Source organism: Bacillus sp. (in: firmicutes) (assembly GCF_031983925.1).
In the GTDB taxonomy this organism is placed as follows: Bacteria; Bacillota; Bacilli; order Bacillales; family Bacillaceae_G; genus Bacillus_A; species Bacillus_A pacificus.
Map to the genome: position 1 here is coordinate 1,019,020 of NZ_DALYZR010000001.1, position 13,542 is coordinate 1,032,561.

A 13,542-nucleotide genomic window follows, 5' to 3' on the forward strand; every position below is an offset into this window, starting at 1 on the left:
GTGCAATTCATGCAGGATAATATTTAGTGGCTGCAAAGAGTTTACCTTAATTAAAGATTGGTTGTCGTTGAAACTAGAAAAGTTAGGGTAAATGACTAACTATTTTAAGTCACGCCTGAGCTCAAGTAAATAATGACTCCATTTTTATTTTACTCTTTTCTCGAATTTCAGCGTCTGCATGGCGCATTACAAATTTATGCGCAATAGCAATTGCTAAAACATCATCTAATAAGCCAATCCCAATAATAGCAGCTATATCTGGAATGAAGTCGATTGTTAGCACGTAATAGGATAAAGCGGCTAATATGATAAATTTCGCTTTAGTAGGTAGCTCTTTTTTTCTCATTGTGTAGTATAAAATAATACTTTCATATACGCTAGATTTACCGAGATCTGCTGAGCTTTTCTTGAATTTTTTCCAAAGTGTTTGTTTCTCCATATAAACACTCCTTTTACAAAAAATAGATTTTTTAAAAGGATAGACAAAGAAGTGAGGAAATAATCAATTGTATTGGTTTTCTTAGTGTATATTTCCATAAAAATAAGGAATTACCTGTTCAAAATAATAGAATGTTGGTTATGTAACGACTCACAGTGTTTTGTTACATAAGTATGTACAGTAAAATGTATGTGGATGATTTATTAATTATTAAACATTAAATAATGGGTATGGGGGAGGAAAAATGAAAATAATAGAACTACCAATTGAATTCGAATTTAATGGACAAAAACAATGTATTTATCCAAGTTTAATTATATTACATAATGAATTAACATTAGTCGATACAGGATATCCAAGTTTTTTACCTTTAATTGAAAATGCAATTTTAAAACATGAATATGAGATGAAAAACTTAAAAAATATAATTATTACTCATTATGATGACGATCATATAGGGGCTTTATATGATTTGAAAGTGAAATATCCTCACGTTAATATTATTGCTAGTGAAATTGAATCCCACTACATTAATGGTGATATAAAATCGGAGAGACTAGTTCAAGCTGAAGACATGTTACAACGTATGCCAATTGAAGAGAAAGAATTTGGTGAGTGGTTTATACAACAATTAAAAAATATAAGACATGTTTCCGTCGATGGAAAAGTATGTGATGGTCAAATGATTTTGAATAATGAATGTCAAATAGTAGCGACATCAGGACATACTTCGGGACATATTTCATTATATTTTCCGAATTTAGATTGTGTAATTACAGGAGATGCGGCCGTTCAAGAGAATCGTGAGTTAGTAATAGCTAATCCGGATTTTTGCTTAGATATAGAAAAAGCGGAAGAGTCATTAAAGAGGATTAAAAACCTTAAAGCAACAACATATTATTGCTATCATGGAGGCAAGCTTACTATATAATTACTGTATAAAGCAATAAAGAAACCGATCTTTCCTATATTGAAAAGATCGGTTTTTTAATTCATAGATTCCGCAATTTGAATTAAATCCTTTACGTTATATTTGCCTTTTATATAGCGTTTGTTACCAATTGCAATTATATATTGAAAACCATTCTGCTGAAAGATAAGCTCATATGCTGAATCAACATGAGGATTATATAATGCTTTTATATTATTTTTTAAGGTGTAGAACTTAGCTCCCCTAAGTACATAGAAGCCTAATTTGTTTTGAACTGGTGAAACAGTGATTTTAAAAATCCCATTAATATCTTCATTGTAGTAGTGGAGGTTTAAGTAATCGTTATAGATGTACCCTTGAAATTCGTGAATTTCGAACGGGAATTTTGTAGGAGTAAGTATATGTTCCTTACACTTCATTTCATATTCTTTTACGATAGTAGCTTCTTTCATAAGTGGATTGGTTCCATTATAAATTTGATTAATTCGAGATATTTTATTATTTTTTGTTACTATTTCTAAAATGAAACCGATAGTAAATACATCATCATTGCCTTTGAAATAAGAAAGAAGAATTGTAGTATCTTCTTTTGGAGACGGTACTATTTTAATTTCATGAATTTGTTTATTTGTTTGGAAAGTAGGTAGTTCAACTCCATCTGTTACATATGACCTCATTAATTTTTTATCATTTTTCAGTAAAGCTTGTTTAAATTCACTTATCACATTTGTTTGAGCTTTTGCCATAATAATTGAGGTCGATTGAAAATATAGTAAGAAAAATACGCAAAAAATCTTTATGCATGTATTGGTCAATTTCATCACCCTGTAACTATATTTCCATAACATTGAAATATATATGTATAGGAGGGGAGAAAATGAGTTTATTGTTTGATGTAATTGCAGATATCATTTTATTTTACCCTCGAAATGACATGAAATTAAAACATAATATTGCAAAATTAAGTGAATTAGAGTGGTTTCGAAAGCTACACGAAGATACAAAGTATACAAAATTAATTTGGAGTAATAGAAAAATTAAGAAGTTTATTTTGTCTACTACTAATATGGAGGCATTAATTAATTCCGAGAAAAAACAAAAAGAATTTGTCCACCTAGTACACGATGAATATAAAAAAAGAAGATAAGAATTTTTTTATTTTTCATATTTAGCGAAACAAATGGTACAATGAAAGCTAATGTGAAAAATAAGGAAAAGAAGTGGTCTATTTGAAAAACTTTTTAGAATTAGGAATTAGTGAAACGTTTAATCATACATTACGTGAAAATGGAATTACAGAAGCAACACCGATTCAGGAGAAGGCAATTCCTGTTATTATGTCTGGTAAGGATATTATTGGGCAGGCAAAAACAGGCACGGGTAAAACATTAGCATTTGTGTTACCGATTTTAGAAAAAATCGATCCAGAGTGTAGTGATGTTCAGGCTTTAATTGTTGCGCCAACAAGGGAACTAGCACTGCAAATTACGAATGAAATTAAAAAAATGCTTGTTCAAAGAGATGATATTAATGTTCTAGCGATTTATGGTGGTCAAGATGTAGCACAGCAATTGAGGAAATTAAAAGGCAATACACATATTGTTGTTGCGACACCAGGACGATTATTAGATCATATACGACGTGAAACAATTGATTTAAGTAATCTTTCAACGATTGTATTAGACGAAGCGGATCAAATGCTTTATTTCGGTTTCTTATATGATATTGAAGATATTTTAGATGAGACACCTGGTAGTAAACAAACGATGTTATTCTCAGCAACGATGCCAAAAGATATTAAAAAATTGGCGAAACGTTATATGGATGAGCCGCAAATGATTCAAATACAAAGTGAAGAAGTAACGGTAAATACAATTGAGCAGCGTGTCATTGAGACGACAGATCGTGCAAAGCCGGATGCACTTCGTTTTGTTATGGATCGTGATCAGCCATTTTTAGCAGTTATTTTCTGTCGTACAAAGGTTAGAGCAAGTAAGCTATATGATGATTTAAAAGGGAGAGGTTATAATTGTGCTGAACTTCATGGTGATATACCTCAAGCGAAACGTGAAAGAGTTATGAAGAGTTTCCGCGAAGCTAAAATTCAGTACTTAATTGCGACTGATGTAGCAGCTCGTGGACTTGATGTAGATGGTGTAACACACGTATTTAACTATGATATCCCTGAAGATGTAGAAAGCTATATTCACCGCATTGGCCGAACAGGACGTGCAGGTGGATCAGGTCTTGCAATTACGTTCGTTGCAGCGAAAGATGAAAAACATTTAGAAGAAATTGAAAAAACGCTTGGTGCACCACTGCAAAGAGAAATAATCGAACAACCGAAGATAAAACATGTTGATGAAAATGGAAAACCGGTACCAAAGCCGGCTCCAAAAAAATCAGATCAATATCGTCAAAGAGATAGCCGTGAAGGTTCAAGAAGTGGTTCTAAAGGTGGCCGAAGAAACGATTCAAGAAATAGTTCGAGAAATGATAGTAACCGATCATTTAATAAGCCAAGTAATAAGAAAAGTAGTGCAAAACAAGGTCAGCAAAGACGTGGCCGTTAAATAGTTAGTATTCAAAAATAGTCGCAAAGCGTTGCGGCTATTTTTTGTTTTTATGCAACGAAGTCGATATAAGCACAAGAGTGATTGCATAGAAATAATCTTTGAAATTTCATTTACCGTATTAATAAATTTAAAATTCATAAAGGAAATAGAAAGTAAGATGGTGTATATGTACAATAACAGGAAACTTTTTACTAACTAAGCATATAATTTAAATAGACCGACAGTCGGTCTAGCGGGAAGGAGAACTTGAATGCGAATAGTAAAGGAGTATGAGGAGCGTAGAAAAGAAATTTTAGAAAGGGCTGAACGCTTGTTTGTTACGAAAGGTTATACGAAAACAACAGTAAATGACATTTTAAAAGAGATAGGGATAGCAAAGGGGACGTTTTATCACTATTTTAAGTCGAAAGAAGAAGTAATGGATGAAATCATTATGAGGATCATTAAAGAAGATGTTGCTAAAGCGAAAGTAATTGTCTCTAATCCCAATATCCCAGTGTTAGAAAAGTTATTTCGAGTTTTAATGGAGCAATCGCCAAAATCAGGGGATGTAAAAGATAAAATGATTGAGCAATTTCATCAACCAAATAATGCGGAAATGCATCAAAAAAGTATAGTGCAATCCATTATTCATTTATCTCCTGTTTTAGCAGAGATTTTAGAACAAGGAATCGATGAAGGTGTATTTTCTACACCATACCCACAAGAAACGATTGAACTATTACTATCCTCCGCGCAAGTCATATTTGATGATGGGTTATTCCAATGGAAACCGGAAGAAATGATGAGAAGAGCGAAAGCTTATATTAAAATGATGGAAGTATCTGTTGGAGCGAAAGAAGGATCCTTTGATTATATGATGGAGGTTTTAATGAAGTAGAAATAATGCTTTTTTGTTTGTTTATTATAGACCGACAGTCGGTCTAAATTAAGGAAGGGTGTGATTATAATGTCTATTAGTATAAAACCTTCGATGAAAGATTTTTATTTAATGGTGAGTGGACAAATTATTACTATTTTAGGTTCAACACTTTTACGTTTTGCTCTGTCATTATATGTGCTAGATATAACAGGGCGTGCTGATATATTCGCAGGATTATATGCGGTAACGAGTATTCCGTTTTTGCTAGCTCCTCTTGGCGGTGCGATAGCAGATCGTTTCAATCGCCGTAATGTAATGGTTATATTTGATTTTATAAACGCTGCGATTGTATTAAGTTTTATAGTTTTGTTATTTACTGGATCTGTATCTATTTTATCGATTGGAACAATTATGTTTTTACTAGCGATCATTAGTGCAATGTACGCACCGGTAGTAATGGCCAGTATTCCGCAATTAGTTCCAGAGAAAAAGTTAGAACAAGCGAACGGTATCGTAAATGGTGTGCAAGCGTTATCTAATATAGTTGCTCCTGTATTAGGAGGAATATTGTACGGCATAATTGGTTTGAAAATGCTTGTCATAATAAGCTGTCTTGCTTTCTTTTTATCTGCGATTTTAGAAATGTTTATTACAATACCTTTTATAAAGAGAGTGCAAGAAAGTCATATCATACCGACAATTGTAAAGGATATGAAAGAAGGGTTTATATACGTTTTAAAACAGCCATTTATTTTGAAATCTATGCTTTTAGCCGCATTACTAAATTTAATACTGACGCCGCTATTTGTTGTTGGTGCTCCAATTATTATACGAGTCACAATGGAAAGTAGCCACACGTTATATGGAATTGGAATGGGATTGATCGATTTTGCTACTATAATAGGTGCATTATCAATAGGTTTTTTTGCGAAAAAGCTACAGATGAAAACATTGTATTATTGGATGATTTTAATAGCTTTATTAGTAATACCAATGGCACTATCAGTTACACCATTTATTCTTAATTTAGGATACTATCCACCATTTATCCTCTTTATACTTTCTTCTATTCTAATTGCAATGATCATGACAATTGTATCCATCTATGTGATTACTGTAGTTCAAAAGAAAACACCAAATGAAAACTTAGGAAAAGTAATGGCAATTATAACAGCGGTATCCCAATGTATGGCACCGATTGGGCAAGTCGTTTATGGTTTTATGTTTGAAGAATTCAGTATGAAAATTTATTTACCTATATTAGTTATTAGTTTCATAATGTTATTAATAGCGGTTGTGACGAAGAAAATACTATCGAATGAAGGGAACTAGCTTAATATGATTAGGAGAATGTTAAAAAGAGATTTCTCTCAAAATAAAATGATAATTACCATTTTATTTATGTTTATCATGTTATCAAGTCTTTTAATGGCTAGTGCTTCAAGTAACGTTATAAATCTATTGAACTCAATGGAGCAATTGGTTAAAGTATCAAACGCACCGCATTTCGTACAAATGCATGCCGGAGAAGTAAATCAAAAGTCAATTGATTCCTTTGTAGAAAAAACTCCGTTTGTAAAAAAACAACAAACGGCTGAGATGGTCCAAATAAACGGATCTAACATTTTTATAAAGAAGAAAAATGAAGCGGAACATAATAGTGTAATGGACATAAGCTTCGTTAAACAAAATAGTAAGTTTGATTTTTTATTAAATTTAAATAATGAAGTGGTTGATATTAGGAAAGGGGAAATAGGTGTACCCATTTATTATATGCAAAAATATAATTTGCGTATTGGAGATAAAATATGGGTTGATAAAAATAAAAATGAACTAGAATTTACTATTTCAGCATTTGTTCGTGATGTTCAAATGAATCCATCAATTGTTAGTTCAAAACGATTCGTAATAAGCTATGAAGATTTCGAAAGAATAAAAAGGAATTTTGGAGAAAGCGAATATCTTATTGAATTCCAGCTAACTGATGTAAATAAAATAAATGAATTTGAAAATCTATACGAGTCATCGAACTTACCTCAAAAAGGTCCCTCTATTACGTATTCCCTATTTAAAACACTCAATTCATTAACAGATGGAATAATAGCTGCGGTACTTATCATAATAAGCGCATTATTAATGTTAATTGCAATGCTATGTATTAGATTTACGATCATTACTTCGATGGAAGAAGATTACCGGGAAATTGGTGTTATGAAAGCTATCGGCATTACAAGTAAAGATATTCAAAAACTATATGTAACAAAATATGTTGTTATTTCAGCTGGTGGGTGTATATGTGGATATATACTTTCATTATTTGTTACAAAGATATTCACTTCGAATATCACTCTTTATATGGGGGCAGCAGATAAAAGTATTTTACACAATGTTGTGCCATTCATAATTACAACACTGTTATTTTTAGTCGTTATCTTGTTCTGTCGTATCATTTTACGGAAATTTAGGGGAATTACAGCAATAGCTGCTTTACAATCAAGAGATAAAATAGGGAAAAGAAAGATTAGAAACTCTTTTTCACTCAATCGATCTAAATTTAAAAATGTAAATATATTTATTGGTATACAAGATGTTATAAAAAGATTTAAGTTATATCGCGTATTAAGTATCGTATTAATAATAGCTGTGTTTATGATTGTTGTACCTGTTAACTTTTTGTATACGATTCAGTCACCGAAGTTTGTTAATTATATGGGAACAGGAAAAAGTGATATTCGAATAGATTTACAGCAAACTGAAAATATAGAGAAACGATTTAAGGACGTTATATCATATTTACGAAATGATGATGAAGTAGAAAAATATGCAACATTTGTAACGAGTACATTTAAAATGGTAAGCGCTGATGGTACACATGAAAACTTACATGTAGAAGTGGGAGACTTCACTACATTTCCATTAGACTATATGCAAGGTAGGGCACCAAAAAATGAAAATGAAATTGCTCTTTCTTATATGAACACAAATGAATTAAAAAAGAATGTAGGGGATTCTATCGTTTTATTTGTTGATGGGAAAGAGAAAACACTTACGATTAGTGGTATGTATCAAGATGTAACAAATGGCGGGAAAACAGCTAAAGCGAACTTTTCTTATAATAACGAAAACATATTATGGTATGTAGTAAATGTAGATTTAAAGTCTAATGTTGATTTGCAAGAAAAAGTGAAGGAGTATAAACAAAATTTTAGTTCTGCAAAAATAACAGATACGGATGATTATTTAACGCAAACTTTAGGAGAGACAATTAAACAATTAAGACTCGTGACTCAAGTGGCTATTTTGATTGCGATATTGATATCAGTTTTAATTACTGCAATGCTTTTTAAAATGTTATTAGCAAAAGATTCTTCGCAAATTTTAATTATGAAAAATATCGGTTTTTCTAGTAAAGATATTCGTATACAGTATATAACACGTTCTATCGTCATTGTATTATTAGGCATTGTGATAGGGACATGTATAGCTGCTACGTTTGGTGAAATGTTAGTAAGTCGGTTAGGCTCATTTATGGGAGCAGCTCATATAAAGTTTGTCGTAAATCCTATCGTTTCTTATATAATCTGCCCAGCGATATTATTTATATGTGTGACTGCAACAACACTTTTCAGTAGTTTTACTATAAAGCACACAAACGATGTAAAGCCAAATGGGGAGTAGGGGTGTAAAACTTGAAAAAAATTGTAGAAGTAAAGCAAGTAAACAAAACATATTCAATAGATGGAAATGCAAATTATCACGTGCTAAAAAATATAGATTTAGAGGTTTATGAGGGAGAATTTGTATCGGTTATGGGGCCTTCTGGTTCTGGGAAATCGACGTTACTATATAATATTAGTGGAATGGATCAAATGTCATCAGGAAGTGTGAAAATTGGTGGTAAAGAAATATCTTGTATGAAAGAAGAAGCGTTAGCCAAGTTGCGCCTTACTGAAATAGGATTTATTTTTCAGCAGAGTAACCTTCTTAGAAACTTGAATCTATTTGATAATATCATTTTGTCAGCATATTTAGCGAAGTGTGAGAGTAAGAAAATAGTAAATAAACGTGCTCTAGCGCTAATGGGGAAAATGGGGATAAGTGATATAGCGTCTCATTATATAACCGAAGCATCTGGAGGGCAATTACAAAGAGTTTCTATTTGTAGAGCGCTCATTAATAATCCAAATATTATTTTTGCTGATGAGCCAACGGGTGCTCTAAATTTAAAATCAACAGAAGAGGTAATGCAAATTTTATTAAATATTAACCGTGATGGAACGACTATTATGTTAGTGACTCATGATGTAAAGGTAGCAGCGAAAACAGAAAGAGTTCTTTTTATGGCGGACGGAGAAATTGTGAGTGAAATACAGTTAGGTAAGCTTAGGAACGATGATTTAAAAGCGCGAGAAGAGAAGTTGTTAAAATGGTTAGCTATACTTGGATTTTAAAAAGAAAAACTCCTATTGAATGTAGGAGTTTTTCTTTTTGTCTGAAAGTTCTGAAAGGTGTATAATGATTTTCTGACTATTTAAATTTGGAGGGATACAAGTGAAAAATGAAACGTTGCATAATCAAGAAGATACTATTAAAATGCTTGATTCATTATTAAGACCAGCAGAACCATTTTGGAATGAATTTTATGCGAATAGAGAAAAAGATGTTCCGTTTTTTGAAAACGTTCCAGATGAGAACCTAGTTTCGTATATAAATAAAAATTGGGTTTCAAAAGGAAAAGTACTAGAACTTGGATGTGGTCCGGGTAGAAACGCAATTTATCTAGCAAATGAAGGGTTTGATGTAACGGCAGTGGATTTATCTATAGAAGGCATTAAATGGGCGAAAGAGCGGGCTTTAGCAAAAGGGATAGAAATTGAATTTATTTGTGATTCAATTTTTAATTTAGAGGTCCAAAATGAATTTGATTTTGTATACGATTCGGGTTGTTTACATCATATTCCACCACATAGAAGAATAAATTATGTGGATTTAATTAAAAACTCATTGAAATCAGGTGGTTATTTCGGATTAACATGTTTTGCGGCAGGCGATTTAGATGAGCGAAATGGCTCAGAAATAACAGATTGGGACGTATATAGAGGATGGAGTCTGCAAGGTGGTCTGGCTTATTCGGAAGAGAAATTAAGAGAGGTATTTAAGGGATTTGAAGTGATTGAAATTAGAAAAATGAAGCAAATTGAACAACCGAATACTATGTTTGGAGAATCATTTCTTTGGACAGCATTATTTAAGAAGAAATAAGGAAGTAGATAATTGACAAACTCATCGTTTTTATAGACAATACACTTACGGGAAAATACGTTCGGTTTTGCTGGCCGATGTATATTTTGCATAAATACATAACAAGGGGTTGTCTCTGTATGAGTAACACAAATCAAAAAATCACTACATTTTTAATGTTTGAAGGTAAAGCTGAAGAAGCGATGAATTTTTACACATCACTATTTGATCAATCAGAAATTGTAAGTATCTCTCGCTACGATGAAAATGGACCTGGTAAAGAGGGTACTGTAATTCAGGCAACATTTACGTTACACGGGCAAGAATTCATGTGCATAGATAGTTATGTAAATCATAATTTTACATTTACACCAGCTATGTCTCTTTATGTAACTTGTAATACGGAAGAAGAAATTGAAACGGCTTTTAATAAACTAGCGGAGGATGGAGCAGTACTTATGCCTTTAGGTGCCTATCCGTTTAGTAAAAAATTTGGTTGGTTAAATGATAAGTATGGTGTGTCTTGGCAGTTAACGCTTGCGGAATAAATTGTAATTGATTTGTTTAATGAGTGTAGTTAAGAGGTTAAAAATTTAAATAACAAATAAAAAGGTGTTCCAACCGTCAACAGGTTTGGAATGCCTTTTTATTTGTTTAAACGAATTTGTATTTTTCCTATTTAGAATATTTTGTTTTTATTGCTGCTTTTTATCTGTTAATATAAATATAGAAAAATATGTATTAATTATTGGTTACGTTAATAGAAAAAGGAAAGCTTTTATAGTAAATGATCTTACATTTAAAATATAACAAGATAGCTAGGGGGAATAGTTATAATGGATACAACTCAACAAAACAGTAATGCATGGGATAAAAAGGTTGAAGAAGGTTCTAGATATACACAACCTGTAAGTCGCGAGGTTATTGAAAGAAGTAAATCAGGTGAATGGGAAATCACAGTTACCACAGAAAAATCAGTTCCTAGAGAGTGGTTTCCAAAATCATTAGATGGATTAAAGATACTTTGCTTAGCGTCAGGTGGAGGGCAACAAGCACCTGTTCTAGCTGCTGCTGGAGCAGATGTAACAGTTACTGATATATCAAGAAAGCAGTTGGAACAAGATAAAAAGGTAGCAGAACGGGACGGGTTAACTTTAAAAACAGTTCAAGGAGATATGTCAGACCTTAGTGATTTTGAAGATGAATATTTTGATATGGTCGTAAATCCCGTTTCTAATTTGTTTGTAAAAGATGTTAATCTTGTATGGAATGAGATATCAAGGGTACTAAAGAATAGAGGAATTCTTATTTCAGGATTTACAAATCCGTTACTATGGATTTTTGATGACAATCAAGAGCAAAAGGGTATACTTGATGTTAAACATTCTATACCTTCATCAACACTAGACTACTTACCAGAGGATGAAGTTCAAGATTATGTAAATTCCAATCAAACAATAGAATATGCACATACTCTTGAAGACCAAATTCAAGGTCAAATTGAAGCTGGTTTAGTTATAAGTGGTTTTTACGAGGATGATTTTGGTGGAACTAGAATATTAGATAAACATATTAAAACTTTTATTGCTACAAAAGCAATAAAGTTAAAGATGGATTAAAAATTATTAATTGTTATACCGGGATTAGTTGAAGAATGGTCTTCAAAATAGGGAAAGTTCAATATATGTCAAAAAGGATGGCAATGGCCATCCTTTTTCTTGTGTATTTTGAGTATATAAACAAATTTTACAACTCTCAGCTGAACCTGTTATTATTTTTTGCTACACGTTGCCTTATTAAGAATTTTGCATGCCGAATCTTTTCCCAAGATTAGCTAACAGTTCAGGCTGATCCCCTTGGCTCATTACAACTTCAATAAAGATAAGTTGATTGTTATTTACAGTTATATTCATTAAGACTTCTGCTAACTCTGTTTCATTTTCCACTTTCCATGTTAGACTTTTTTCTTCTGTTCCGAATACGTTCGCTAGTTTTGTGTAATCCCACATTTGTATGTCATTATACGGTTCATTTTGACCATGAATTGCACGTTCAACAGTGTATCCATTGTTATTAATTAAAAATATAATTGGTTTTAAATTTTTCCGAAGTATAGTTGATAACTCTTGAACAGTTAATTGGAAAGAACCATCACCAATAATTAAAATGTTACGCCGCGATAAATTAGCGAGCTGTGTGCCCAGTAGAGCAGGTAATGTATAACCAATTGATCCCCATAATGGTTGTGCGACATAAGTAGTGTTATTTGGTAAAGGGATAGTGGCACTACCGAAGAAAGGGGTTCCTTGCTCTGCAATTAAAACATCGTTTTCTTGTAAGAAATGGTATATTTGTTGCCAAAATCGTTTTTGTGTAATCATTTGTGCTTTTGGATTGAACTCTTCTGTTATAGGTAGTGATTCTGAAATAAACGGCTTAATTTCAAGTGTGTCTTCTTTGCGATGTTCGATTAAATCATTTAATTGTTTTAAAACATCTTTCATTACAACGGGTCCATATTTTTTATCCATAATTTTCACAGTATAGGGATGGATTTCTATTACTTGCTCTTTTTTAAATCCTTGTGTAAAGCCACCGGTAATAGTATCAGTTAATTTCACGCCAATACTAATAATACAGTCAGATTCATCAATTCTTTTTCGTAAGTATGAAGGACTAACGTCACCAGTATAAATTCCTATAAATTGGGGGTGTTTTTCAGGGAATATTCCTTTCCCCATACTTAATGTCGCGATAGGAAATCCAGTTTTTTCTACGAATTGATGCAAATATTCTTCAGCATGAAAACGAGCCACTTCAAAATCAGCTAAAATAACAGGTTTTCTGGCACTGTTTATTTTCGAAGTTGCATGTAAAAGCATTTTATCCAGCGCATCTTTATTACTTACAACTGGTTTATGTAAAATGGATTCCGTAGGTTTATTAATTGGTTTATTATACACATCAATCGGTAATTGAATATGAACAGGGCGTTTCTCACTCCAACATGCACGTAACACACGATCAATTTCCTCAGCAGCATGTTCGGGGGTTAAATTTGTTTGCGCTACAGTAATTTCTCGATACATATTGGAAAAGTGATCGAACTTTCCATCACCTAACGTATGATGAACGAGTGCTCCATTCTCCATTACTGTTGTAGGTGGTGTCCCCGTGATTTTTATAACAGGTACATTTTCTGCGTATGAGCCAGCAACACCGTTAATGGCGCTTAATTCTCCAACACCGAAAGTGGTAATAAGAGCAGCGATTCCTTTTATACGAGCATATCCATCAGCAGCATATGCTGCATTTAATTCATTACAATTGCCAACCCACTCTAACTTTTCATGTGCTACTACATCATCTAAAAAAGCCAAATTATAATCACCAGGGACACCAAAAATATGCTCAATTTCTAATTCGCTTAGTCTGTCTAATAAATATGTACTTACAGTATATTGCGTTTTCAAATGAATCATCTCCTAATTGT

The 13,542-nt window shown here is 32.4% G+C and carries 13 protein-coding genes; 10 read left to right on the plus strand and 3 right to left on the minus strand.

Annotated elements, in window-relative coordinates:
• Positions 1 to 121 precede the first annotated feature (121 nt).
• Complete coding sequence (locus RTP99_RS05335; protein WP_000415064.1) at positions 122 to 439, minus strand: YkvA family protein; 318 nt, start codon at positions 437 to 439, stop codon at positions 122 to 124.
• A gap of 244 nt (positions 440 to 683) precedes the next feature.
• Here RTP99_RS05335 and RTP99_RS05340 point away from each other — a divergent pair, with 244 nt between their 5' ends.
• On the plus strand, positions 684 to 1,370 hold the full coding sequence (locus tag RTP99_RS05340) for an MBL fold metallo-hydrolase (protein ID WP_000691152.1): 687 nt from the start codon (positions 684 to 686) through the stop codon (positions 1,368 to 1,370).
• A 56-nt stretch (positions 1,371 to 1,426) separates the two neighbouring features.
• Here RTP99_RS05340 and RTP99_RS05345 read toward each other — a convergent pair whose 3' ends face one another.
• Positions 1,427 to 2,218, minus strand: a complete 792-nt coding sequence (locus RTP99_RS05345) for a hypothetical protein (RefSeq protein ID WP_011040338.1) — start codon at positions 2,216 to 2,218, stop codon at positions 1,427 to 1,429.
• Positions 2,219 to 2,247: 29 nt separating this feature from the next.
• Between RTP99_RS05345 and RTP99_RS05350 the strand changes: the two genes are divergently transcribed.
• The 9 genes from RTP99_RS05350 to RTP99_RS05390 all read left to right on the plus strand — a co-directional run bounded on the left by RTP99_RS05350 (position 2,248) and on the right by RTP99_RS05390 (position 11,668).
• On the plus strand, positions 2,248 to 2,517 hold the full coding sequence (locus RTP99_RS05350) for a hypothetical protein (RefSeq protein ID WP_000054532.1): 270 nt from the start codon (positions 2,248 to 2,250) through the stop codon (positions 2,515 to 2,517).
• A gap of 73 nt (positions 2,518 to 2,590) precedes the next feature.
• A complete protein-coding gene (locus RTP99_RS05355) occupies positions 2,591 to 3,943 on the plus strand; it encodes a DEAD/DEAH box helicase (protein WP_016717510.1) in 1,353 nt (450 codons plus the stop codon).
• Between the two features lie 253 nt (positions 3,944 to 4,196).
• The gene (locus RTP99_RS05360; protein WP_001223563.1) at positions 4,197 to 4,826 is read left to right on the plus strand and encodes a TetR/AcrR family transcriptional regulator; all 630 of its coding nucleotides are present in this window, start codon (positions 4,197 to 4,199) and stop codon (positions 4,824 to 4,826) included.
• 66 nt (positions 4,827 to 4,892) lie between these two features.
• Positions 4,893 to 6,140: an MFS transporter gene (locus tag RTP99_RS05365; protein ID WP_116733357.1), complete on the plus strand. Its 1,248-nt coding sequence runs from the start codon at positions 4,893 to 4,895 to the stop codon at positions 6,138 to 6,140.
• 6 nt (positions 6,141 to 6,146) lie between these two features.
• Positions 6,147 to 8,486 carry an ABC transporter permease gene (locus RTP99_RS05370; protein ID WP_046646999.1) on the plus strand — a complete coding sequence of 780 codons (2,340 nt, stop codon included), beginning with the start codon at positions 6,147 to 6,149 and terminating at the stop codon, positions 8,484 to 8,486.
• Positions 8,487 to 8,497: 11 nt separating this feature from the next.
• Entirely contained in the window at positions 8,498 to 9,259 is a 762-nt protein-coding gene (locus RTP99_RS05375; RefSeq protein ID WP_000724598.1) for an ABC transporter ATP-binding protein, read from the plus strand.
• Between the two features lie 100 nt (positions 9,260 to 9,359).
• Complete coding sequence (locus RTP99_RS05380) at positions 9,360 to 10,070, plus strand: class I SAM-dependent methyltransferase (RefSeq protein ID WP_000787464.1); 711 nt, start codon at positions 9,360 to 9,362, stop codon at positions 10,068 to 10,070.
• A gap of 119 nt (positions 10,071 to 10,189) precedes the next feature.
• On the plus strand, positions 10,190 to 10,597 hold the full coding sequence (locus RTP99_RS05385; RefSeq protein WP_000072497.1) for a VOC family protein: 408 nt from the start codon (positions 10,190 to 10,192) through the stop codon (positions 10,595 to 10,597).
• Positions 10,598 to 10,885: 288 nt separating this feature from the next.
• Entirely contained in the window at positions 10,886 to 11,668 is a 783-nt protein-coding gene (locus tag RTP99_RS05390; RefSeq protein ID WP_000381777.1) for a class I SAM-dependent methyltransferase, read from the plus strand.
• 177 nt (positions 11,669 to 11,845) lie between these two features.
• Here RTP99_RS05390 and RTP99_RS05395 read toward each other — a convergent pair whose 3' ends face one another.
• Positions 11,846 to 13,531 carry an alpha-keto acid decarboxylase family protein gene (locus RTP99_RS05395; RefSeq protein ID WP_011040340.1) on the minus strand — a complete coding sequence of 562 codons (1,686 nt, stop codon included), beginning with the start codon at positions 13,529 to 13,531 and terminating at the stop codon, positions 11,846 to 11,848.
• Positions 13,532 to 13,542: the final 11 nt, after the last annotated feature.